The following is a 23,530-nucleotide window of genomic DNA, read 5'->3' on the forward strand; positions in this document are numbered from 1 at the left end:
GCCGTCAGGCGATCACCCGGCCTTGCCGCGTTTCAGGTGTTCGTCCAGGCGCGGCATGATCTCGACGAAGTTGCAGGGCATGTGACGGTAGTCGAGCTGCGCCTTGATGATGCCGTCCCAGGCGTCCTTGCAGGCGCCGGGCGAGCCGGGCAGCACGAAGACGAAGGTGGCGTTGACGACGCCGCCGGTCGCCCGGCTCTGGATCGTTGAGGTGCCGATCTTGTCGTAGGAGATGCGGTGGAACACTTCGGAAAAGCCGTCCATGCGCTTTTCGAAGATCGGTTCCAGCGCTTCCGGCGTCACGTCGCGGCCGGTGAAGCCGGTGCCGCCCGTGGTGATGACGACATCGACGCCTTCGTCCTTCGACCAGCCGAGCACCTTGTCGCGGATATTCTCCCGGTCGTCGGTGACGATGTCGCGCACGGCGAGGATGTGGCCGGCCTCCGCGATGCGGTCGGCCAGCGTCTGCCCGGATTTGTCGTCGGCGAGGCTGCGCGTGTCCGAAACCGTCAGCACCGCGATGCGCACGGGGATGAAGGGGCGGCTCTCGTCAATCTTGGCCATGGGCGTCGGCCTCCATGCTTCGCGTCGCGGCGACGAACCAGTCGGGATGGCGGCGCCTTATATCGAGCGCCGCGCGCTTGGCGACATTGCCGGTCTCGAACAGGCCGAAGCAGGTGGCGCCGGAACCCGACATGCGGGCAAAGCCGGCGTCGGCCTTCCTCAGCGCCTTGAGCGCTTCGCCGATCGCCGGCTCGATGGCGCGGGCGGCGGGCTCGAGGTCGTTGCGCGTCGCCTCCAGCCAGTTGCGGATGGTATGAAAGTCGAACTTGCCGGGCAGCGGCGGCAGCGCCTCGTTATCGCGGCTGGCCAGCGCCCTGAAAACCTCCGGCGTGGAAACCGCGATGCCCGGATTGACCAGCACCAGGGCGAGCGCGGGAAAGCCTTCGACCGTGGAAATCTCGTCGCCGACGCCGCGCGCGATCAGCGGCCTTGCCGCCAGGCACATCGGCACATCTGCTCCAAGCGACAGGCCGATCCGCGCCAGCTCGGCATCGTCGATGTCGAGCCGCCATGTCTGGACCAGCCCGCGCAGCACGGCGGCGGCATCGCTGGAGCCGCCGCCGACGCCGGAGGCGACCGGCAGGTTCTTTTCCAGATTGATGGCAACAGGCGGCGTGGCAAGCAATCCCGCTTCGCGGCGCAATGCCTCGCGCGCCTTCACCACCAGATTGCTGTCGTCCGCTGGAACCGCAGGGGCGTATTTGCCTGAGATGGATAACCGGTCGGTCTCGGCCGGCTCGATCTCGACCCGGTCGCCGAAGCGGGTGAAGACGGCGAGGCTTTCGAGCAGATGATAGCCGTCGGCGCGCCTGTCGGTGACATGCAGCGCAAGGTTGATCTTGGCAGGGGCAAGCCACGTGCCGGCTTGCGTCCCGGCATCCAACGCTTCGGTTGCTGACGAGATGGCGTTCAGTCCTTGGCCAGCCGGTATTCGCCGGTCTTCGGGTCCTTGACCAGCGTCCCCATGGTGCCGTTTGCCGCCTGTTTCTCGGTACGCCGGATCTTGGCCGTCACGCGCTCGGCTTCGCGGATGAAGGCGCGATAGCCGAAATAGGCGGCGGCGCCGATAACGACGAAGAAAATGATCTGCGGCATCCCAAAACTCCTCCCTCGAATAGGCGGCGAATGCGGCCGGTCGGGTCGGTCAAGCGGATATGCTAGACGCTTTCACCGTTTTTTCAAAGCCCGAAGCGCGCCCACAGCGCGCGCTCTTCCGCCGCATCGACGACGCCGCTGGCTGCGGCGGCCGCGATGTCGGGCGCCGAAAAGCGCGAGCCGAACAGGCCGAAGCGGCCGAACAGGCCGCGCGGCGCGGTGATCAGCTTCAGCTGGGTCTTCGCCCCGAAGCGGGTCTTCAGAACGCCCCGCATGTCGCCCAGCGCGTCGACGAGGCCGAGCTCGAGACCCTTCTTGGCGGTCCAGAACAGGCCGGTGAACAGGTCAGGATCGTCCTTCAGCCTGGTGCCGCGCCGCTCCTTGACGAGGTCGATGAAGGTCTCGTGCACTTCAAGCTGCAGCGCCTTCAGCCGCTCGACATCTTCCTTCTTCTCCGGCTTGAACGGGTCGAGCACCGCCTTGTTCTGGCCGGCGGTGTGGACACGCCGCTCGATGCCGATCTTTTTCATCAGCTCGGGAAAACCGAACGAGGCGGAGACGACGCCGATAGAGCCGACGATCGAGGACGGATCGGCGAAGATCTCGTCGCCGGCGACCGCGATCATGTAGCCGCCGGAGGCCGCCACGTCCTCGACGAACACCAGCACCTTCTTGTTCTTCTCCAGCGCGAGGTCGCGGATACGCTTGAAGATCAGCCGCGACTGCACCGGCGAGCCGCCCGGCGAATTGATGGAGATGGCGACGACGGGCGCATCGAAGGAGAACGCCTTCTCGATGAGGCCGGCGGTGGACGCCAGCGACAGGCTCGGCCGGAACTGGCCGCCGCCGGCCATGATCGTGCCGTGCAGCCGGATGACCGGAACCACGACGACGGTGGAGCGCCAGGACTTCGGCAGCAGGCGGTTCAAGAGGCGTTTCACGAGGTCGGGGTCTCCGGTCACTGAAAAAGCAGCAAGATGAGGCCTCATCTTGCTGTGGGCATGTAGGAATTCGCCGGCCAACGGCAATGCCGCATGGCCGGCCGATGATCAATCGCCGAAAAGCGACGCCAGTCCGTTGTTGATCATCTCGGTCCGCTCGGCTGGCCCGTTGCCTGTCTCGGCGTGCAGCATCAGCGGCGGGCGGATCGATAGTTTTCCGCGCGCGCCGAGCGTCGCCCTGACGACGATCCGGATTGCCGCCGCCTCGGGACGGGGGTGGACGGCGAGCATCTCGGTATCGCCGAAGCGGCCGTCGATCGCATCGAGCAGGGCACCGAGCTGCTCGGGCCTGGCGATGACGGCGAGCCCGCCGCGTGGCTTCGCCACCGCGGCAGCGCTTCTGATCCAGCTTTCGAACAGCCCGTCCTCCATAACATGCGCCTGCTTGCGCAACTGATCCGGCGTGGCGCGGTCCTCAGCGGCGTTGAAGGGCGGGTTCATGATGACGAAGTCGAAACTGTTGTCGGCAAGGCCGGCCTCGCCGCGCGCCTTGCCCGTCAGCATGACATCGGCCGTCAGCACCGACGCGCGGTCGCCGAGATGCGCGTTGCCGGGATGGGCGAGCGTGGCATGCGCGAATCCGGCCATTTCCGGCGAGCGTTCGACCAGCACGACCCGCGCCGCCGGACAGCGCGACAGCACCGCGAGCCCCGCGGCGCCCGCGCCGGCGCCGAAATCGGCCAGCCGTCCGCCAAAGGGCGAGGGCACGGCGGCGGCCAGCATCATTGCGTCCATGCCGGCGCGGTGGCCGGCGGCCCGAGGCTGCACCAGCCAGAAACGCCCGCGATGGAAGGCATCGACCGTATGGGCCGGTGTGTCCGGGACAAGGGCTGCGGGCGACGCGGACGTCATTTCCGGCGGATCTCGTTGGCGATGCCGGCATCGGTCAATATGCGCCGCGCCGCGTCCGCCTTGTCGGCGTCGACCATGACGCGCCGCGGCAGGATGCCGATCGAGCCGTCGAGCACGCTCATGTTCTCATCGGCGACGAAACAGGCGATGCCGGCGTCGCGCATCAGCGATTCGACGAAGGAGATGATCACGGCGTCGTTGGTACGGATGAGCTCTATCATGAAATGAAAATCGCAGGTTGCGCCGTTCCTGTAAACGTGGGCGTTCCCGCCGCCGGCCGCAACCGCGCCAATTCGCCTCTTGCCGTGCCGGTGGATGCCGCCCTAGAGTCTGCTTCGGGAACTAGGTGCCGTCGTGCGCTTGGAATAGACGGGAGTGTCTGTGGTGGGTGTCGTTCTCAACATCGAAAACGGGAAGCGGGAACCCGCCTCCATCAAGGATCTGATCGATCTGACGGCCGCCGACATGGGGCGCGTCAACAAGCTGATCCTGTCCAAGGCCGGCTCAGACGTCGAGATGATCCCCGAGGTTGCCAACCATCTGATCTCGTCCGGCGGCAAGCGATTGCGGCCGATGCTGACGCTCGCCGCCGCCCAGATGTTCGGCTATTCCGGCGACGGTCACGTCAAGCTCGCCACCTCGGTCGAGTTCATGCACACGGCAACGCTGCTGCACGACGATGTCGTCGACGAGAGCGGCATGCGCCGCGGCAAGAAGACGGCGCGCATGATCTGGGGCAACCAGGCCAGCGTGCTGGTCGGCGACTTCCTGCTCGGCCAGGCCTTCCGCATGATGGTCGATGTCGGCTCGCTGGAAGCCCTCGACATCCTGTCCAGCGCTGCTTCCATCATCGCCGAGGGCGAGGTGATGCAGCTCGCCGCCGCCAAGAACCTGGAGACCACCGAGGACGAGCATTTCGCCGTCATCAAGGCCAAGACCGCCGCGCTGTTTTCGGCCGCCGCCGAGGTCGGCCCGGTCATCGCCCAGGCAACCCGCAACGACCGCGCCGCGCTGCGCTCCTACGGCATGAATCTCGGCCTTGCCTTCCAGCTCATCGACGACGCGCTCGACTATGGCGGCTCCAGCAAGGACCTCGGCAAGAATGTCGGCGACGATTTCCGCGAGGGCAAGGTGACGCTGCCGGTGATCCTCGCCTACAGGCGCGGCACCAAGGCCGAGCGCACCTTCTGGAAGCGCGCCATCGAGGACAACGTCACCGACGACGCCGGGCTCGAAAAGGCGATCGGCCTGATGACCCGCCACGGGGCGATTGCCGACACGATCGGCCGCGCCCGTCATTTCGGCGAGATCGCCAGGGATGCGCTGGCGCCGCTGGAGGCGACGCCGCAGAAATCGGCGCTGATCGACGTCATCGATTTCTGCATCGCCAGGGTGAACTGACAAGCGGCCGGCCGCAGAGCGCCGGAGCCCTCGGGCATCCCCCGAGAAACTGCCAGAGCCCGCGAATGGGCCGGGCTGTGCAGCGAGGTCCCCGCGAGTATCGTGGCGTCAGGGCATAGATCATGATGTCAGGGTGTAGTTGGCCGCGCGATCTGCTATTATCGTCTGCGGCCATTGTTCGTTAATCGGGTGACCCGATTGTGAATTCGGCCCGGATTGAAGCCTGACCCCAAAAAGGCCATGCTTTGTCGGGAAAAGACCGAGTCTGTGGCGGTCCCATCGACTTGGGGATTGCGTCTGGCTGAAAGGGATACGATGCGGCAAGGACGTGCGCGCTGGCTCGCGGGGCTGGCAATTGTGACGGGCATGGCGATCTCGGCTCTGCCGGCCTACGCCAAGCAAACCAGCGAGCCGGTCAAGATCACCTCCTTCTCCGGCGCCTATCTTGCCGCGCGCATTGCCGAAGGCGATAACGATCTCGACAGCGCCATCGCCTACTACAAGCAGGCGCTCGCCTTTGCGCCCGGCGACACGGCGCTGCAGCAGAGTCTGATGCTGTCGCTGATCGCGCAGGGCCGCTTCGAGGAGTCGCTCGTTTATGCCGACAAGCTCAGGGAAGTACCCGATGTCGAGCGCTTCTCACGCCTGGCGCTGGCCGTCGATTCCTTCCACAAGAAGGATTTCTCCAAGGCCGAGTACTGGCTGAAACTGTCGCTCGAATCCGATCTCGACCGGCTGCTGTCCGGCGTCATGAGCGGCTGGGCCAAGGAAGGCGCCGGCGAGCCCGCCGATGCCATGGCCGCCATCGACAAATTGCAGGGCCCCGACTGGTTCGGCCTGTTCAAGTCCTTCCACCGCGCGCTGATCGCCGATGCCGCCGGCATGTCCGAAAAGGCCGATCAGCTCTACGCGGCGACGCTGCAGGACACCGCCGCCGGCGGTGCCGCGCCGGAGACATGGATGCGCAACGCGCAGGCCTACGCCTCCTTCCTCGCCCGCAAGGGCGACAAGGCCAAGGCGCTTTCGGTGCTCGACCAGGCCGAGGCGTTCGCGCCCGGCAAGCTGGAAATCACCACACTGCGCGACAAGATCAACAAGGGCGACAAGATCGAGCCCTTCATCACCGGCCCGTCCGACGGCGCCTCCGAGATCCTGCTCGATCTCGCCACCGCGCTCAATCGCGGCGGCGGCGAGCCGTTCGTGCGCCTCTATCTGCAATATGCGCTGGCGCTGAAGCCCGACAGCGATGCCGCCCTGGTGCAGCTCGCCGCCGTCGCCGAGCAGCTGAAGGACGGCGAGGGGGCAATCGCGCTCTATCGGCGCATTCCCGATTCCTCGCCGCTGAAGGAGCTTTCCGACCTGCAGCTCGGCCTCAACCTCGCCGATCTCGACCGCCACGACGAGGCGATCGCCCATCTCAAGGCCTTCGTCGACAAGCATCCGGACGATATGCGCGCCTATCTGGCGCTGGGTGGCGTCTACTCCTCCAAGGAGGACTTCCGCTCGGCCGCCAATCTCTACGACAAGGCCGTCGAGGTGCTGAAGACGCCGACCAATGCCAACTGGAACATCTTCTACCAGCGGGGCATCGCCTATGAGCGGCTGAAGGAATGGCCGAAGGCCGAACCGAACTTCCGCAAGGCGCTGGAGCTGTTCCCCGACCAGCCGCAGGTTCTGAACTATCTCGGCTATTCCTGGGTCGACATGAACTTGAACCTCAAGGAAGGCCTGGCGATGATCCAGAAGGCCGTCGACCTCAGGCCAAGCGACGGCTACATCGTCGATTCGCTGGGCTGGGCCTATTTCCGCATGGGCCGTTTCGAGGATGCGGTCCGCGAAATGGAGCGCGCGGTGTCGCTGAAGCCGGAAGACCCGGTGCTGAACGACCATCTCGGCGACGCCTACTGGCGCGTCGGCCGCAAGCTGGAAGCCACCTATCAGTGGAACCAGGCCCGCGACCTGAAGCCGGATCCCGACGTGCTTGCGACCTTGCAGCAGAAGCTGATCAAGGGTCTTCCGCCGATCGAATCCAACACGGCGCAGGAAACCCCGAAGGTCAAGCCGACCACGCCCGCGCCGAAGGGCTGAGCGGCACCGAAGCATGCTTTGAGCGGGGCTCTTCGGAGCCCCGCTTCTTTTGAGCTTAGCTTCTCGTCTCACGCAAGCTATCCCAATCGCCGGGCGCTTGGGCGACATTGGAAACGTCGGCGCCGCCCCTCATCCGCCTGCCGGCGCCTTCTCCCCGTATAGTGACGGGGAGAAGGGGGTGGCCGCGACGTCGGCACTCATTCTGCAACGTTGGCGGTTGGCGAAACCCGGCCGCGGTGGCGTCTTTCTCCCCGTCACTATACGGGGAGAAATGCCCGGTAGGGCAATGAGGGGCGGCGCGGACGGACGAGATATGATCAAAGCGTCTCGCATGAGGCGCGGGGGAACAGCCTGCGATAGACGAACCACCCAAAGTTCGCTTGCCTTGACGCTTGCCGGCCGTGCCTCTAGAGCGTGGTCCCCATCCAGCCGCTCCATCGAGGCCGCCGTGACCGTCGACATTCCCGCCCACATGCATCCCAGCCGCTCCTTCCAGGGGCTGATCCTGACCTTGCACAATTACTGGGCGAACTATGGCTGCGTCATCCTGCAGCCCTACGACATGGAGGTCGGCGCCGGCACCTTCCATCCGGCGACCACCTTGCGCGCGCTGGGTCCGAAGCGCTGGAACGCCGCCTATGTGCAGCCGTCGCGCCGGCCGAAGGACGGGCGCTATGGCGAGAACCCCAACCGGCTGCAGCACTATTACCAGTACCAGGTGATCCTGAAGCCGAACCCGCCCAACCTGCAGGAGCTCTATCTCGGCTCGCTGGAAGCCATCGGCGTCGATCCGCTGCTGCACGACATCCGCTTCGTCGAGGACGACTGGGAGAGCCCGACGCTGGGCGCCTGGGGGCTCGGCTGGGAGTGCTGGTGCGATGGAATGGAAGTGTCGCAGTTCACCTATTTCCAGCAGGTCTGCGGCATCGAATGCGCGCCGGTGGCGGGCGAGCTCACCTACGGACTGGAACGGCTCGCCATGTATGTGCAGGGCGTCGACAATGTCTACGACTTGAACTTAAACGGCCGCGACGGCGCCGACAAGGTCACCTATGGCGACGTCTTCCTGCAGGCCGAGCAGGAATATTCGCGCCATAATTTCGAATTCGCCAACACCGCGATGCTTCTAAAGCATTTCGAGGACGCCGAGGCCGAGTGCAAGGCGCTGCTCGCGGCCGGCGCGCCCGGATCGAATGACGCGCCGGCGCGGCACCGCATGGTCCTGCCTGCCTATGACCAGTGCATCAAGGCCAGTCACGTCTTCAACCTGCTCGACGCGCGCGGCGTGATTTCGGTCACCGAGCGGCAGAGCTACATCCTCAAGGTGCGCAACCTTGCCAAGGCCTGCGGCGAGGCCTTCCTGCAGACCGAGGCGGGTGGGCTGGCGGCCTAAGGTGTCGATATTCAGGTGATGCCTGCCTGACCTGAATCTCAAGACACCTTAGTTCAAGGTGCTTTCACCGATTGTGAGCGAAGCGATCGGCAACGAACTCTGGCTGCTTGCGCCATCGATCGTCCGCAGCGCCTGCCGCACGCCCGGCATTGTGAACGTGCCATGCATCTGGGCGGCGAAGCAGGCGCTCAGTGCCAGGATCTGCAGGGTTCTCGATACCGTTTTCATGGTCGTTCAGCCAATAGGTCTCTGCCTGAGCGTTGGTCGCTTCAGCGCCGCGTTCGGTTCATTGGATTTCTGTTCTTAGGACGGGCGCGCCCGCCTGGTCCCGACAAAGACCTGATAATTTCCTGAAATCGGCCGCCCTGGCGGTCGGCGGGCAGGGGTGACAGCGGCGAGCCGAGTTGCTATGCCCGCCCGGACCGTTCGCCCGCATGAGTTGATCCCTATGCCCGACCTGCTTCTCGAACTTCGCTCCGAGGAAATCCCCGCGCGCATGCAGCGCAAGGCCGCGGGCGATCTCAGGAAGATGCTGACCGACGGCCTGGTCGAGGCCGGTCTGACCTATGAGGCGGCGCGCGAGTACTGGACGCCGCGGCGCCTGGCGCTCGACATTCGCGGCCTGACGGCGCGCTCCAAGGACATTCGCGAGGAAATCAAGGGCCCCGCCACCTCGGCGCCGGAACAGGCGGTGCAAGGCTTCCTGCGCAAGGCGGGCCTCGCCTCGATCGCCGAGGCGCATGTCCATTCCGACCCGAAGAAGGGCGACTTCTATGTCGCCCATATCTCCAAGCCGGGCAGGGCGGCGGAGGACATCATCGCCGAACTGGTGCCGGGCATCATCCGCAGCTTCCCCTGGCCGAAATCGATGCGCTGGGGGCCGGCCTCGGCCAGGCCGGGCTCGCTTCGCTGGGTGCGGCCGCTGCAATCGATCGTCTGCACCTTCGGCCCCGAGACCGAGGAGCCCGTGGTGGTCGATTTCGATATCGACGGCATCCGCTCCGGCAACGTCACCTATGGCCATCGCTTCCACGCCCCGGGCGAATTCACCGTGCGTCGCTTCGACGACTACGTGTCGAAGCTGGAGGCCGCCAAGGTCGTGCTCGATGCCGAGCGGCGCAAGGAGATCATCCTGGCCGACGCCCGCAACCTCGCCTTCGCCAACGGTCTCGACCTGGTCGAGGACGAAGGGCTGCTGGAGGAAGTTTCCGGCCTCGTCGAATGGCCTGTCGTGCTGATGGGCGAATTCGAGCAGGATTTCCTCGCCATTCCGCCCGAGGTCATCCGGCTGACCATCCGCGCCAACCAGAAGTGTTTCGTGACCCGGCCGCAAGGGGCGGGCGAGGACCTCTCCAACCGCTTCATCCTCGTCGCCAACATCGAGGCCAAGGATGGCGGCAAGGAGATCGCGCATGGTAACGGCAAGGTGGTGCGCGCCCGCCTCTCCGACGCGCTCTATTTCTGGAAGACCGACCAGGGCGATCTGCCAGATTTCGGCGAGCTCAAGGCGTCGGCGGAAAAGTTCGGGCTCGATCTGAAGAAGCCGCTCGACCAGCGCATGGCACGTCTCGACCATCTCAACGTGACCTTCCACGCCAAGCTCGGCACGCAGGGAGCTCGTGTCGAGCGGATCAAGCGGCTGGCCGAGGAACTGGCGCCGGTCGTCGGCGCCGATCCGGCGCTGGCGCGCCGCGCAGCCCTGCTCGCCAAGGCCGATTTGCAGACCGAAGTGGTCGGCGAGTTCCCTGAATTGCAGGGCGCCATGGGCCGCAAATATGCGCTGCTGGAGGGCGAGCATCCGTCCGTCGCAGCGGCTGCCGAGGAACACTACAAGCCGCAGGGCCCGTCCGACCGCGTGCCGACCGATCCGGTCTCGGTGGCGGTGGCGCTCGCCGACAAGCTCGACACGCTGACCGGCTTCTGGGCCATCGATGAGAAACCAACCGGCAGCAAGGATCCATTTGCGCTGCGGCGTGCTGCGCTCGGCGTGGTCAGGATCCTGATCGAGAACCGCGTTCGGTTGGCACTGACATCGATCTTCGCCAAGGCCTTTGCAAACTTTGCAGGCGGTGCGAACCAGCAGTCCGACCTCCTCGCCTTCTTCCACGACCGGCTGAAAGTCTATCTCCGCGATCAGGGCGCCAGGCATGATCTGATCGATGCCGTCATCACGCCGCAGTCGGACGACCTCTTGCAGATCGTGCGTCGCGTCGAGGCGCTCGGCTCCTTACTCGACGGCGACGACGGCAGGAATTTGCTCGCCGGCACCAAGCGCGCGGCCAACATCCTTGCCGCCGAGGAGAAGAAGAAAACGCTGGTCGCCGAGACTGTTGAGCCGGCGCTGTTTCGCGAGGATGCCGAGAAATCGCTGTTTGCCGCGGTGAATCAGGCCGAGAAGGAAGCCGGCCAAGCGATTCAAAACGAAGATTTTTCCGCCGCCATGCTGGCGCTTAGCGTTTTGCGTGAACCGGTTGATTCATTTTTTGAACGGGTTCTCGTCAATGATGAGGACCAGGCCGTGCGCGCCAATCGGCTGGCGCTGCTTGCCCGCATCCGCGCCGCCACCGACCAGGTCGCGGATTTCTCCAAGATCGCCGGCTGACGGCTGAGAAAAGGCGGTCCTGAAGTTGCCTGCGCCTATCAGGGCGCGGGCAGCGCGCCCCTGCCTTCAGGCGTCAAAATTAGTACGCTGGCGCCGGCTTACAGTCATATGACGATGACCTCCGCATGGGAGAACCAATGCGTGTCGCCCAGAAGTGTGCAGCGGTTCTGGGACAACGACATGCATCAAACAAAAGACGTTCCCCCCAACGATGGAGGCTTGCCATGCATTCCGATCACGACATCGAAGTGACTGAAGAAACCACGGCCGCCGAGGCGAGCGACTCCGCCTCCGACACCATCCTCGACCATGCCGCCGCCGCCGCGATCGAAGCCGCCGATCTGTCTGACGACGAGGATGGCGACGACGAAGACGCCGAAGATACCGACGAGGAAGCCACCCTCTCGGGTGACGATGAGGACGAGGACGGCGAAGAAGAAGACGGCGTGAAGGCCGAAGGCGAGGACGACGAAGACGAGTCCGACGAGGACAAGGAAGAAGCCGCCTGAGCATCCGCGACCGGCTGGCCCAACAGGTTAAGAAAAGGGCGGCGCCCGCGCGCCGCCCTTTTTGCCGTCAGTCCTCGAGGATGCTGACGTAAACGCTGTTCGAATAGACATCGACCTGGATCAGCGGCTCGCCATTGATGATGGCGCGCCGCGTCGCGCCGCTCATAGCGCCGCCACGCTTCAGCATCCGCTCAAGATCGGCGCGGTCCTCGTTGCTGCGGAACCAGGCGTCGCCCTCGTCGTCGCGGTCGCGCCGATGGAACTTGTGCCAGTTGGCGCGGTCCTGCCTCACCATCTGCGCGGCGCTGTCCAGCGGATAGCCGTCGCTGGCTTGGTGATCCCGCTCGGAAATGCGCGCGACATAGGAGCCGAGCATGTAGTCGGCCCGCGCCGTGCTCGTGCCCAGCACTGTCGCCAGCAGCAATGCGGCGACGGCAAATCGTCTCGTCTCGTTCATGATGAACCCCCTTTGAAACCCAAATCCTCGTCTAGCGAAGCCGCCCGAGCGGTTCGGGCAGCGGCGATGGAATCAGGGACGAATAATGCCATCCGCACATGTGTGCCGGATGACGGATCCGACTCCGCCGAAAGCTTACATGGCTTTTCCGATAGGGGATATCGGTGCCGGCTGCGCCGCTGCCGGTTGCGGCTGCTGCGCCTCCGGCTGCGATTTCGGCTCGCCGTTTGACGCGGTCGCCTCGCCGGCCGGCTTGCCGTCTTCGGCGGGCTTCGTCTCGGTCGCCGGCGCAGTGGCGGCGGTGGCCTTGGCCGGCGCGGCGGCGGGCGTTGCAAAGGCGCCGCCGACGACGCCGCCGCGGATGATCATCGGGCTCTGCATGGAGCCATGATGCGTGGGCTTCTCGGGGATCGCCGCCACTTTCTCGTCGGTGACGTCGGGTGCCGGCTCGCCAAGCGCCACCACCGACGGCGTCGAGCCGATCTTCATCGGGTCCGCCGCGCCGAGCCTGATGATGGACGGCGTCGCGGTCGACGCGCCGAGCACGACAATGGACGAGGCCTGCGCGCTGCCGGTGATCGCCGACAGGCCGACGCCAAGCGCTGCAAGGATACGCATCGACACCATGATAATTCCCCTGGCCCAACAGACGGGCACCATATTCCCGCGGGATTGATGCCTGCTTGCGCGGAAACATAGCATTTTAGGGATTGATAATTCGCCAACGCCCGCACTTGCCCCCCAGGCGTCGCCGTATTACGCAGCCCCGCATCTTATAGAGGTGACGACAAGTGGCTGAGATACTTGCCGCCGGCAAGGCGATGGAGCGGGCGCTGGCGCTGCTCGAAGGCGGCGACGTCGTCGCCATTCCGACCGAGACCGTCTATGGGCTGGCCGGCGACGCCACCAATGGCATCGGTGTTGCCCGGATCTTCGAGGCCAAGGGCCGGCCGCGCTTCAACCCGCTCATCGCCCATGTCGCTGATCTCGCCATGGCCGAGCGCATTGCGCATTTCGATCCGCTGTCGAGGAAGCTGGCCGGGGCCTTCTGGCCGGGGCCGTTGACACTGGTGCTGCCGCAGCGCCCCGGCAACGACATTCACCCGCTGGTCACGGCCGGGCTCGACACCATTGCGCTGCGCATGCCGAAGGGCTTCGGCGGCGAGTTGATCGCCAGGCTCGGTCATCCGCTGGCCGCGCCAAGCGCCAATTCGTCCGGCAGGATCAGCGCCACCACCGCCGAGGCCGTGGCGGCCGATCTCGGCGATAGGATCAGGCTGGTGGTCGATGGCGGCGCGACGCCGGTCGGCCTGGAATCGACCATCGTCAAGGTCGAGGGGGGGAGCGTGCGGCTGCTGCGGCCCGGCGGTATCGCCGCGGCCGAGATCGAGGCCGTCGCCGGCAAGCCGCTGCTGCGCGGCGCGGCCGCCGGCATCGAGGCGCCCGGCATGCTCGCCTCGCATTACGCGCCAGGTGCCGCGATGCGCCTCAATGCCCGACAGATCGCCAGCGGCGAGGCGCTGCTCGCCTTCGGCGGCAGTCGCGCCGAAGGCTGGCAGGATGCCGCCGCGCTGCGCAACCTCTCCGAGACCGGCGACCTGCGCGAGGCGGCGGCGAACCTCTTCGCATACATGCAGGACCTCGACCGCAGCGGCGCTACGACCATCGCCGTCGAGCCGATCCCCTTCGACGGACTGGGCGAGGCGATCAACGACCGGCTGTCGCGCGCCGCAGCGCCGCGTGACAAGACCGGCTGAGCGCCATAGGTTCTGGCCCCATGAACGATCAGACCGACGACCAGCCCTTCGAACTCGACGCCGCGATCATCGACCGTTTCGCGGCCATCGTCGGCGAGCAATACGCGCTGCGCGGCGAGGCGGAGATCGCGCCCTACATCACCGAAAGGCGCGGCCTGTGGCACGGCAGGACGTCGCTGGTGCTGAGGCCGGGCAGCGTCGAGGAGGTGAGCCGCATCATGCGGCTGGCGACCGAGACCAAAACGCCTGTCGTGCCGCAGAGCGGCAACACCGGACTGGTCGGCGCCCAGGTGCCGGACAAGTCCGGCCACGACATCGTGCTTTCACTGTCGCGGCTGAACCGCATCCGCGAGATCGACGTGCTCTCCGACACCATCACCGTCGAGGCCGGCGTCATCCTGCAGACCTTGCAGGAAGCGGCCGACGCCGCCGGCCGGCTGTTTCCGCTGTCGCTTGCCGCGCAGGGCTCCTGCCAGATCGGCGGCAACCTCTCCTCCAATGCCGGCGGCACCGGCGTGCTCGCCTATGGCAATGCGCGCGAGCTTTGCCTCGGCGTCGAAGTCGTGTTGCCGACCGGCGAGGTGTTCGACGATCTGCGCAAGCTGAAGAAGGACAACACCGGCTACGATCTGAAGAACCTGTTCGTCGGTGCCGAAGGCACGCTCGGCGTCATCACCGCCGCCGTGCTGAAATTGTTCCCGAAGCCGAAGGGCAGGGAGGTCGCTTTTGCCGGCCTTCCGTCGTCCCCGAAAGACGCGCTTTCGCTGTTCACACTGGCGATGGACCGGGCCGGCGCCTCGCTCACCGCTTTCGAACTGATCGGCAAAAGGCCCTACGACTTCACGCTGAAGCACGGACAGGGCATCTCGCGACCGCTGGCCGACGACTGGCCCTGGTATGTGCTGATGCAGGTCTCTTCCGGCCGTTCCGAGGAGGACGGCAAGGCGCTGATCGAGGAGATACTGTCGGCCGGGCTCGAGCAGGGCATCGTCGGTGACGCGGTGGTCGCCGCAAGCCTTGCCCAGGGCGATGCCTTCTGGAACTTCCGCGAGACTTTGCCCGAGTGCCAGAAGCCCGAGGGCGCCTCGATCAAGCACGACATTTCGGTGCCGATCGCCGCGATCCCCGAATTCATCGACAAGGCGGCCGGCGTGGTGGAGACCGTGTGTCCGGGCGCGCGCGTGGTCTGCTTCGGCCATATGGGCGACGGCAATCTCCACTACAACATCTCCCGCCCGGTGGACTGGCAGGACGCCGCCTTCCTCGACCTCTACCATCCCATGAACAAGGCCGTGCACGATGTCGTGCGCTCCTTCCACGGCTCGATCTCGGCCGAGCACGGCATCGGCCAGCTGAAGCGGGAGGAACTGATCGCCACCGCGCCGCCGATGGCGATCGATCTGATGCGCCGGGTGAAGGCGGCCATCGACCCCGCCGGCATCATGAATCCCGGTAAGGTTATCTGATCCTTCCAACATGTTGTGGATGGTTGCATTCCGATAACCATCGGCTCAGATCAGCAAAATTTAACCGACTTTCTTAAGCGCGGCGGTAAGAAGCCAGCGCTAATGTTTCGCCATAAGCGAGGCCGGAAAAAACTGGCCCGGAGAGAACCGGTAAACGGCCCTCAGGAGAGACAGGAAGGCACTCGATGAACACTGGACTGAAGCCAGTCTGGGCAGGGCGCAACATGCGCCTCGACCCATTCCGCCTGCCGCAGATGGTGAGCTATGCGACTCGCGACGACTATGGCGATGTTACCTTCACCATCGACCAGCGTGGCGCAGTCATTCGCCGCATGCTGGAGATGAGCGGCGTGCCTGCGATCATCGCACTGCCTGCCAAGGCGTTTCGCGGCGTCGCCGCCCGCGCCATGGAGGATCCCGAAGGCAACGTCACGGTGACGCTCGAACTCCTGCACAATGATCCGATGCTGTCGGTGCCGCTGCTGGTGGCGGACGACCTCGACGACGTCGCCGCCGACTGGCGCGCCTGGGCCGACGCCTATCGCCTGCCGATGCTCCTGATCGAGGCCGACGGCGTTGCCCGCACGCTGGAGGAATCGCTCGGCGCCGCCATCAAGGCGCTGCCGCCGCAGGAGCGCCGCAAGGGCCGTGTCTCGACCATGCGCCGTCCGCGCTTCCTTGCCCGCCGCCGGGCCGGCGATCTTGGCCTCAGACTCGTCGTCGACGGCGAGGAGATCATTTCGCACGAGTAGTCTGCTCATCCCGCTGGCGATTGGCGAAACCGCCGATGACAGCCTTCTTCTCCCCGTCACTATACGGGGAGAAGTGCCCGGCAGGGCGATGAGGGGCGGCGCCGACCTCAGGGTTTGGCCACATCAAAAGCCGATCAGAGGCCGTATAACCGCTGTACACTTCTCCTTGCCTGCAAGGCTGGCGCTGCCCCTCATCCGGCTGCCGCCACCTTCTCCCGTTGAACGGGGAGAAGGGAGAACTACACCAGCGGCTTCAGCGCCACCCAGAGCGAGCCACCGATCAGGCCGAGGAATATCAGCCAGCCGACCTGGTTGGTCGACTTGAACAACTTGAGGCACTGATCCGGATTGTTGATGTCCAGCCTCGCGATCTGCCGCGCCATATGCGCGCCGGCGGCGATCAGCCCGGCCAGCGCCGGCATCGGCGCCTGCGCCGAGGCGAAGGCGATGGCGAAGCAGACAAGCGCGCCGCCATAGAGGCCGACCAGCCAGGTCTTGGTGTTGTCGCCGAACAAGCGCGCCGTCGAGCGCACGCCGACGATGGCGTCGTCTTCCTTGTCCTGATGCGCGTAGATCGTGTCATAGCCGATCACCCACAGGATCGAGCCGATATAGAGCATGATGGCCGGGCCATCGAGATCGCCGAACTCGACCGCCCATCCCATCAGCGCGCCCCAGGAGAAGGCAAGGCCGAGCACGAATTGCGGCCAGTCGGTGATGCGCTTCATGAACGGGTAGACGGCGACGATGACGAGCGAGGCGATGCCGAGCGGAATGGCGAAGCTGTTGAACTGCAACAGCACGACTAGCCCCACCAGCGACTGGATGACCAGGAACACCCAGGCCTGCCGGCGAGTCACCTTGCCAGCCGGCAGCGGCCGCGAGCGCGTGCGCTCCACCTGGTTGTCGATGTCCTCGTCGGCCAGGTCGTTGTAGGTGCAGCCGGCGCCGCGCATGGCAACCGCCCCAACCAGGAACAGCAAAAGGTACCAGGCTGACGGCAGCAGGGTCAGCAAGGGATCCGTCGGGCGCGGATAGGCGCTTGCCGCGAGCGCGGCCGACCACCAGCACGGCCAGAGCAGCAATTGCCAGCCGATCGGGCGATCCCAGCGCGCGAGCTGCGCATAGGGCCAGAGCCCGCGCGGCAGCGCGCGGTAGACCCAGTGACCGCTCGGCGCATCGGCGACGCGGCCCTGGGCCGCTTTCGACTGGATGGTTTCCATCGTGCTGGAGTGGCAGCAGCGGTGAGCGCCGTCAAGCGGCCGCGTTGTCGCTCAGCCTGTGAAAACATCGTGGCTGGCGAACCACGCTTTCGCCACCTCGATGAAGGCCAGCGCCGCCTTCGACAGGCGCTGGCGCGTGTCATGGGCGAGGATGATGCGCTGCATCGGCAGCGGATCGGCGAGCGGCTTGCAGACCAGCGGCAGGCCGTCATAGCTCAAATCGCCATGCGGCCTGGTGTAGCTGACGGCGACGCCGAAGCCATTGGCGACCATGCTGCGCTGCAGCTCGAACGAGCTCGTCGTCGATTGGGCAACAGGCGTCAGGCCACGGCTGAGGAAGAGGTCGAGCATGTGCTGCCAGCTGTGCGGCTGGTCGGTCATGATCAGCGGATGCGCCGCGAGCTCGGCCAGGCTGACGGTCCGCTGGTCCGCCAGCGCATGGCCGGCCGGCAGCAGCGCATGCGGCCGCAGTTCGTGCAGGAGGATGCGGGCGAAATGCGCCGGCAGGCCGAGATCGTAGGTGAGACCGAGATCGACGGCCGAATCGGCAAGCCGCCGCCCCAGCGTCTCGAAGGTTTCGTCTCGTATGACGACTGTGACGGCCGGGCAGCGCTCGGCGAAGGCGCGCATCAGCGCCGGCGCGAAATAGGCTGCCAGATCCTCGAAACAGCCGAGCACCAGCTCGCCGCCGACTTCGGCTTCGCGCGATCCGAGCGCGGCCAGCTCGTCCGCCTCGGCCAGCACTTGCCTGGCCTTGGCGACGGCCTTGCGACCGAACGAAGTCAGCGCGACGCCGCTTCCCCGCTGGCGCACGAACAGTTTTTGGCCGAACGCGTCCTCCACATGGTCGATCGCCACCGAAATCGAAGGCTGCGACACATTCAGCGCCTGGGCCGCCATGGTCACGCTGCCATAGCGGGCCACGGCAACGACATAGCGCAATTGGGCGAGCGTAAACTTCATAGGTCAAAACTATAAGCGAGATGACAAGTTATTATTTTACGTGATGTGACGCTCTTGCGATAGTCGATCATCGAACAGCAGGAGAGCACGATGGCCAGCCCGAAAATCGACGCCGCGACAATTGCCGACTACCAGCGCGATGGCGCGGTCTGCATCCGCGGCGCCTTCAAGGCTTGGGTCGATGTCATCGCGGATGGCATCGAGCGCAACATAGAGAACCGCAGCGCCGCCGCTTCCGACATCGCCAATGGCAAGGGCAGCTTCTTCGACGACTACTGCAACTGGGAGCGCATCCCTGAATTCGTCAGGATCGTCAGGGAATCGCCGGCGGCCGAGCTGGCGGCCGCCGTCATGCAGTCGCGCAGCGCGCAGTTCTTCCACGACCATGTTCTGGTCAAGGAGCCCGGCACGCAGAAGCCGACGCCCTGGCATCAGGACATTCCCTATTATTTCGTAGAAGGCAGCCAGACGGTGAGCTTCTGGATCCCGATCGATCCGGTGAAGGAAGCGACGCTCAGGTTGATCGCCGGCTCGCACAAATGGGAAAAGATGGTGCTGCCGGTGCGCTGGCTGAACGACAGCAATTTCTATGCGGACGACGGCGACTACCTGCCGGTGCCCGATCCAGACAACGACCCGTCGATGAAAGTGCTCGAATGGGAGATGGAGCCGGGCGACGCCATCCTGTTCGACTTCCGGACGGCGCATGGCGCGCGCGGCAACCTGACCTCGGCCCGGCGGCGTGCGCTGTCGCTGCGCTGGGTCGGCGACGACGCTCACTATGTCGAGCGGCCGGGCCGCACCTCGCCGCCCTATCCCGGCCACGGCATGCAGCCCGGCCAGAAATTGCGCGAGGACTGGTTCCCGGTGGTTTTCCAGAGCTGACCGCGCCGGGGTGAGCCGCCCATGGGCGTGAAGCGTCGCATCCTCCGCGCGACGTTCCCGTGCGCAACCGGCATCGAGCAAGCCAAAAGCCTTGACCCGCCGGCCCTGGGGCAATAGCGGGAGGTCCTGTCGTGGATGACTGGGGATATCGGCATGCGCGTTTTGGTGATTGGCTCCGGCGGCCGCGAACATGCCCTGGCCTGGAAGATCGCGGCCTCGCCGCTTCTGACCAGACTCTATGCCGCGCCCGGCAATCCGGGCATTGGCCGCGACGCCGAACTGGTCAAGCTCGACATCGCCGACCACGCCGCCGTTGCCGCCTTCTGCAAGGACAACGCGATCGACCTCGTCGTCGTCGGACCTGAAGGCCCGCTGGTCGCCGGCATCGCCGACGATCTGCGCGGCGAGGGCATCCGCGTCTTCGGCCCGTCGAAGCGGGCGGCGCGGCTCGAAGGCTCGAAAGGCTTCACCAAGGACCTCTGCGCCAAATACGATATTCCGACCGCCGCCTACGGCCGCTTCGCCGACCTCGCCTCGGCGAAGGCCTATGTCGAGAAGGTCGGCGCGCCGATCGTCATCAAGGCCGATGGGCTCGCCGCCGGCAAGGGTGTCACCATCGCCATGACCTTGGACGAGGCGATCGCCGCGCTCGATGCCTGTTTCGACGGCGCCTTTGGCGCCGCAGGCGCCGAGGTGGTGGTCGAGGAATTTCTGACCGGCGAGGAGGCAAGCTTCTTCTGCCTGTGCGATGGCACGACGGCACTGCCCTTCGGCACCGCGCAGGACCACAAGCGCGTCGGCGACGGCGACGTCGGCCCCAACACCGGCGGCATGGGCGCCTATTCGCCGGCGCCGGTGATGACGCCGGAAATGGTCGAGCGCACTATGCGCGAGATCATCGAGCCGACCATGCGCGGCATGGCCGAACTCGGCGCGCCGTTCGCCGGCATCCTCTTCGCCGGATTGATGATCACCGATAAGGGGCCGAAGCTGATCGAATACAACACCCGCTTCGGCGATCCCGAATGCCAGGTGCTGATGATGCGGTTGAAGGACGATCTCCTGGTGCTGCTCAACGCCGCCGTCGACGGCCAGCTCGCGCATACCTCGATCCGCTGGCGCGACGAGGCGGCGCTGACCGTGGTGATGGCGGCGAGGGGCTATCCCGGCACCCCGGAAAAGGGTTCGGTCATTCGCGGTCTCGAGGAGGCCGCCAGCGACGGCGCCGAGATCTTCCATGCCGGCACCGCCATCAACGGCGGCGCGCTGGTCGCCAATGGCGGCCGCGTGCTCAATGTCACGGCGACCGGCGCCACCGTCGGCGAGGCGCAGCAACGCGCTTATGCCGCGCTCGATCGCATCGACTGGCCGCAGGGCTTTTGCCGCCGCGATATCGGCTGGCAGGCCGTGGCGCGCGAAAAGGCCGGCGCCTGATCCTAATCCCTGCCGCCAGCGCGATCAGGCGGCCTGTGTCTTGCGATCCGCACGCGCCCAGGCCGGCAGCCAGTCGCCGTGAGCGGCAAGCAGATCGTCGACAAGCGACCAGATCTGGTCGAGGTCGAGTTCGGCCGCGGTGTGCGGATCCATCATCGCCGCGTGGTAGATGTGCTCGCGGTTTTCCGTCATCAGCGCCCGCACCGTCAGCTCCTGCACGTTGATGTTGGTGCGGATCAGTGCAGTCAGCTGCGGCGGCAGGTCGCCGATATAGGTCGGCTGGATGCCGGAGGCGTCGACCAGGCATGGCACTTCGGCGGCGCAATCGAAGGGCAGCGAGGTGATGCAGCCATTGTTGCGGACATTGCCGTAGATCACCGAGGGCTCGCCGGTCCAGACCGAGTTCATGATCGAGGAGGCGTACTCCTTCGACTGCTCGACCTCGATCCGGTCGGCCGAGCGGTAGGCTTCGGCCTGCCCCTTCCAGCGCTCGATCTGTTCGATGCAGCGCTTCGGATACTCGTCGAGCGGGATGCCGAACTTCTCGATCAGGTCGGGGCGGCCATCCTTGATGAAATAGGGCGTGTATTCGGCGAAATGCTCCGAGCTTTCGGTGACGAAGTAGCCTAGCCGCGTCAGCATCTCGTAGCGCACCTTGTTCGGGCAGCGCGGGTTCCAGCCGGGCTTCGGCGCGCGGCCTTCGCGATAGGCGCGCACGAGATCGGGATAGAGGTCGCGGTAGGAACCGTCCGGCTGGCGATGCTCGAACTTCAGATAGAAGGCCATGTGGTTGATGCCGGCCGAGCGATAGCGGATCTCCTCGTAGGGAAGGTCGAGGTCGTGCGCCAGCTCCATCGCCGTGCCCTGCACCGAGTGGCAGAGGCCGACCTGCCTGATGGCGGGATATTTCTCCGATATCGCCCAGGTGTTGATCGCCATCGGGTTGACGTATTGCAGCATGATCGCCTCGGGGCAGACCGCGAGCATGTCCTCGCAGATCTGCCACAGATGCGGCACGGTCCGCAGGCCCCGCATGATGCCGCCAACGCCCAGCGTGTCGGCGATGGTCTGGCGCAGGCCGTATTTCCTTGGCACCTCGAAGTCGGTGACGGTGCAGGGTTCGTAGCCGCCGATCTGGAAGGCGACGACGACGAAATCGGCCCCGGCAAGCGCCTTGCGCTGGTCGGAATAGGTCTCGGCCTTCGCCTTGACGCCGAGCGTCGCGATCAGCTTGTTGACGACGACGGCGCTTTCTTCCAGCCGCTGCGGGTTGATGTCCATCAGCGCGATCGTCGCGCCGGACAGCGCCGGGCGCTGCAGCACGTCGCCGACGATGTTCTTCATGAACACTGTCGAACCGGCACCTATGAACGTGATCTTGGGATGTCTTGCCACTGAAACCTCCGGCACTTTGTCTAGGCCACCTCGAAAGCGGCCCGGACGAGCCGTTCGGTGTAGGCGGTCTTGGGATTGGTGAGGACCTCGTCGACAGGTCCCTGCTCGACGACCTTGCCGTGCTGCATGACGATGACGCGGTGGCACAGCGCGCGCACCACCTTGAGGTCGTGCGAGATGAAGAGGTAGCTCAGGCCGCGCTCGTCCTGCAGCTTCCGCAACAGGTCGATGATCTGCGCCTGGACGGAGAGGTCGAGCGCCGATGTCGGTTCGTCGAGCAGGATGAATTCGGGCTCCAGCGCGATCGCCCGGGCGATCGCGATGCGCTGCCGCTGGCCGCCGGAGAATTCATGCGGGAACCGCGAAAGGATGTCGCCCGGCATGCCGGCGCTGACCAGCGCCTCGCGCACCCGTTCGACCCGCTCGGGCCGTGTCGCCCCGATGCTGTTGACGACCAGCCCTTCCTCGATGATCTGCCCGATCGTCATGCGAGGATTGAGCGAGGAAAAAGGATCCTGGAAGACGATCTGCATGCGTGAGCGCAGCGGCCGCATTTCGTTGCGCGACAGGCCATGGATCGGCCGGCCGTCGAAACGAATCTCGCCGCGTTTCGGATCGAGCAATCTGAGCAGAGCCTGGCCGAAGGTGGTCTTGCCGGAGCCGGATTCGCCAACCAGCCCCAGCGTCTCGTGGCGGCAAAGCTTGAGGTCGAGGTCGTCGACGGCGACCAGTTCGCGCCAGTCCGGTTTCAGGAAGCTGCCATGGCGCAGCATGAAGCAGACGCGTACGCCGTTCGCTTCGAGAATGGTGCCGCAGCCCTCCGGCAGCGGTTGCGGTCGCCCGCGCGGCTCGGAGGCGAGCAGGCGCTGCGTATACGGGTGCTGCGGATCGGCGAAGAGCCGTTCGGTGACGTTGTGCTCGCGCATCTCGCCATGCTGCATCACATAGACGTAGTCGGAGAACTTGCGCACCACCGTGAGGTCGTGGGTGATCAGGATCACCGCCATCCGCAGTTCTTTCTGCAGATTGCGGATCAGGTTGAGGATTTGCGCCTGGACCGTGACGTCGAGTGCCGTCGTCGGCTCGTCTGCGATCAGCACGTCGGGATCGTTGGCCAAAGCCATGGCGATCATCACACGCTGGCGCTGCCCGCCGGAGAGCTGGTGCGGGTACTGCTTCAGCCGCGCCTCCGGCTCAGGAATCTGGACATGCCGCAACAATTCGAGCGCTCGCGCCCAGGCCTCCCTGCGGCCCACCTTGCGATGCACCCTGATTGCCTCGACGATCTGGCTGCCGACCGTGTAGATCGGGTTGAGCGAGCTCATCGGCTCTTGGAAGATCATCGAGATGCGGTTGCCGCGCAGCTTGCGCCGGGCGTGCTCGGGGAGTTTCAGGATGTTCTGCCCATCGTAAGAAACGCTCGACCTCGGCGACACCGTGGCCCGCCGCGACAGCAGCCCCATGACGGTGCGCGCCGTCACCGACTTGCCGGAGCCGGATTCCCCGACGATGGCGATCGTTTCGCCGCGATAGAGCTGGAACGAGACGTCCTTGACGGCTTCGACGACGCCGTGTTCGACCTTGAAGGCCACCTCGATGTTGCGGGCGTCGATGATTGGCTGGTCCGCGCGTCCGTCATGGTCGTGGCGGAAGGCTGGCGCGAAGGGCTCGGCGAGTGCGAGGGTCATCCCGG

The 23,530-nt window shown here is 65.6% G+C and carries 23 protein-coding genes; 10 read left to right on the plus strand and 13 right to left on the minus strand.

The window, feature by feature from the left end; translation table 11 throughout:
• Positions 1-12 precede the first annotated feature (12 nt).
• The 6 genes from moaB to EN857_RS11035 all read right to left on the minus strand — a co-directional run bounded on the left by moaB (position 13) and on the right by EN857_RS11035 (position 3,733).
• Positions 13-564 (minus strand): molybdenum cofactor biosynthesis protein B, encoded by a 552-nt coding sequence (moaB, locus tag EN857_RS11010; protein ID WP_127393872.1) that lies wholly within the window; start codon positions 562-564, stop codon positions 13-15.
• Positions 551-1,447 carry a 4-(cytidine 5'-diphospho)-2-C-methyl-D-erythritol kinase gene (locus EN857_RS11015; RefSeq protein WP_127393873.1) on the minus strand — a complete coding sequence of 299 codons (897 nt, stop codon included), beginning with the start codon at positions 1,445-1,447 and terminating at the stop codon, positions 551-553. The genes moaB and EN857_RS11015 overlap by 14 nt, the downstream gene beginning before the upstream one ends.
• Before the next feature lie 26 nt (positions 1,448-1,473).
• Entirely contained in the window at positions 1,474-1,659 is a 186-nt protein-coding gene (locus EN857_RS11020; protein ID WP_127284240.1) for a hypothetical protein, read from the minus strand.
• A gap of 83 nt (positions 1,660-1,742) precedes the next feature.
• Complete coding sequence (locus EN857_RS11025; protein WP_128347012.1) at positions 1,743-2,600, minus strand: S49 family peptidase; 858 nt, start codon at positions 2,598-2,600, stop codon at positions 1,743-1,745.
• Between the two features lie 108 nt (positions 2,601-2,708).
• Positions 2,709-3,512, minus strand: coding sequence for a tRNA1(Val) (adenine(37)-N6)-methyltransferase (locus EN857_RS11030; RefSeq protein ID WP_128347011.1), 804 nt, complete (start codon positions 3,510-3,512; stop codon positions 2,709-2,711).
• Complete coding sequence (locus EN857_RS11035; protein ID WP_127259063.1) at positions 3,509-3,733, minus strand: DUF2007 domain-containing protein; 225 nt, start codon at positions 3,731-3,733, stop codon at positions 3,509-3,511. Before EN857_RS11035 ends, EN857_RS11030 begins: the two co-directional genes overlap by 4 nt.
• A 163-nt stretch (positions 3,734-3,896) precedes the next feature.
• Between EN857_RS11035 and EN857_RS11040 the strand changes: the two genes are divergently transcribed.
• The 3 genes from EN857_RS11040 (at position 3,897) to EN857_RS11055 (ending at position 8,394) form a co-directional block, all read left to right on the plus strand.
• Positions 3,897-4,913, plus strand: coding sequence for a polyprenyl synthetase family protein (locus tag EN857_RS11040; RefSeq protein ID WP_127284243.1), 1,017 nt, complete (start codon positions 3,897-3,899; stop codon positions 4,911-4,913).
• A 315-nt stretch (positions 4,914-5,228) separates the two neighbouring features.
• Complete coding sequence (locus EN857_RS11045) at positions 5,229-7,001, plus strand: tetratricopeptide repeat protein (protein WP_127393576.1); 1,773 nt, start codon at positions 5,229-5,231, stop codon at positions 6,999-7,001.
• A 448-nt stretch (positions 7,002-7,449) separates the two neighbouring features.
• On the plus strand, positions 7,450-8,394 hold the full coding sequence (locus EN857_RS11055; RefSeq protein ID WP_127393575.1) for a glycine--tRNA ligase subunit alpha: 945 nt from the start codon (positions 7,450-7,452) through the stop codon (positions 8,392-8,394).
• A gap of 48 nt (positions 8,395-8,442) precedes the next feature.
• On the opposite strand, the gene EN857_RS11060 is transcribed toward EN857_RS11055, so the two are convergent.
• The gene (locus tag EN857_RS11060; RefSeq protein WP_128275566.1) at positions 8,443-8,622 is read right to left on the minus strand and encodes a hypothetical protein; all 180 of its coding nucleotides are present in this window, start codon (positions 8,620-8,622) and stop codon (positions 8,443-8,445) included.
• A gap of 220 nt (positions 8,623-8,842) precedes the next feature.
• Between EN857_RS11060 and glyS the strand changes: the two genes are divergently transcribed.
• Both glyS and EN857_RS11070 read left to right on the plus strand, forming a co-directional pair.
• Positions 8,843-10,996 carry a glycine--tRNA ligase subunit beta gene (glyS, locus tag EN857_RS11065; protein WP_127393471.1) on the plus strand — a complete coding sequence of 718 codons (2,154 nt, stop codon included), beginning with the start codon at positions 8,843-8,845 and terminating at the stop codon, positions 10,994-10,996.
• Between the two features lie 224 nt (positions 10,997-11,220).
• Positions 11,221-11,505 carry an ATPase gene (locus tag EN857_RS11070; protein WP_127393470.1) on the plus strand — a complete coding sequence of 95 codons (285 nt, stop codon included), beginning with the start codon at positions 11,221-11,223 and terminating at the stop codon, positions 11,503-11,505.
• Between the two features lie 67 nt (positions 11,506-11,572).
• On the opposite strand, the gene EN857_RS11075 is transcribed toward EN857_RS11070, so the two are convergent.
• Both EN857_RS11075 and EN857_RS11080 read right to left on the minus strand, forming a co-directional pair.
• Positions 11,573-11,962 carry a hypothetical protein gene (locus EN857_RS11075; RefSeq protein WP_127222589.1) on the minus strand — a complete coding sequence of 130 codons (390 nt, stop codon included), beginning with the start codon at positions 11,960-11,962 and terminating at the stop codon, positions 11,573-11,575.
• Between the two features lie 135 nt (positions 11,963-12,097).
• Positions 12,098-12,589 (minus strand): hypothetical protein, encoded by a 492-nt coding sequence (locus tag EN857_RS11080; protein WP_245509075.1) that lies wholly within the window; start codon positions 12,587-12,589, stop codon positions 12,098-12,100.
• A 164-nt stretch (positions 12,590-12,753) separates the two neighbouring features.
• On the opposite strand from EN857_RS11080, the gene EN857_RS11085 reads away from it, so the two are divergent.
• From EN857_RS11085 to EN857_RS11095, 3 genes are all read left to right on the plus strand, one after another.
• The gene (locus EN857_RS11085) at positions 12,754-13,719 is read left to right on the plus strand and encodes an L-threonylcarbamoyladenylate synthase (protein WP_187331214.1); all 966 of its coding nucleotides are present in this window, start codon (positions 12,754-12,756) and stop codon (positions 13,717-13,719) included.
• A gap of 20 nt (positions 13,720-13,739) precedes the next feature.
• Complete coding sequence (locus EN857_RS11090; protein ID WP_128346194.1) at positions 13,740-15,185, plus strand: FAD-binding oxidoreductase; 1,446 nt, start codon at positions 13,740-13,742, stop codon at positions 15,183-15,185.
• Positions 15,186-15,370: 185 nt separating this feature from the next.
• A complete protein-coding gene (locus EN857_RS11095; RefSeq protein ID WP_127287094.1) occupies positions 15,371-15,937 on the plus strand; it encodes a DUF6101 family protein in 567 nt (188 codons plus the stop codon).
• 239 nt (positions 15,938-16,176) lie between these two features.
• Here EN857_RS11095 and ubiA read toward each other — a convergent pair whose 3' ends face one another.
• Both ubiA and EN857_RS11110 read right to left on the minus strand, forming a co-directional pair.
• The gene (gene ubiA / locus EN857_RS11105; protein WP_135858547.1) at positions 16,177-17,160 is read right to left on the minus strand and encodes a 4-hydroxybenzoate octaprenyltransferase; all 984 of its coding nucleotides are present in this window, start codon (positions 17,158-17,160) and stop codon (positions 16,177-16,179) included.
• A 51-nt stretch (positions 17,161-17,211) separates the two neighbouring features.
• A complete protein-coding gene (locus tag EN857_RS11110) occupies positions 17,212-18,123 on the minus strand; it encodes a LysR family transcriptional regulator (protein ID WP_127392703.1) in 912 nt (303 codons plus the stop codon).
• A gap of 90 nt (positions 18,124-18,213) precedes the next feature.
• Between EN857_RS11110 and EN857_RS11115 the strand changes: the two genes are divergently transcribed.
• A complete protein-coding gene (locus EN857_RS11115; protein ID WP_189521639.1) occupies positions 18,214-19,008 on the plus strand; it encodes a phytanoyl-CoA dioxygenase family protein in 795 nt (264 codons plus the stop codon).
• Between the two features lie 153 nt (positions 19,009-19,161).
• Entirely contained in the window at positions 19,162-20,442 is a 1,281-nt protein-coding gene (purD, locus tag EN857_RS11120; protein WP_127392701.1) for a phosphoribosylamine--glycine ligase, read from the plus strand.
• A 24-nt stretch (positions 20,443-20,466) separates the two neighbouring features.
• On the opposite strand, the gene EN857_RS11125 is transcribed toward purD, so the two are convergent.
• On the minus strand, positions 20,467-21,837 hold the full coding sequence (locus EN857_RS11125) for an alpha-glucosidase/alpha-galactosidase (protein WP_127392700.1): 1,371 nt from the start codon (positions 21,835-21,837) through the stop codon (positions 20,467-20,469).
• 20 nt (positions 21,838-21,857) lie between these two features.
• Complete coding sequence (locus EN857_RS11130; RefSeq protein WP_127392699.1) at positions 21,858-23,525, minus strand: ABC transporter ATP-binding protein; 1,668 nt, start codon at positions 23,523-23,525, stop codon at positions 21,858-21,860.
• Positions 23,526-23,530: the final 5 nt, after the last annotated feature.

Source organism: Mesorhizobium sp. M4B.F.Ca.ET.214.01.1.1, from assembly GCF_004791545.1.
GTDB lineage: Bacteria > Pseudomonadota > Alphaproteobacteria > Rhizobiales > Rhizobiaceae > Mesorhizobium > Mesorhizobium abyssinicae.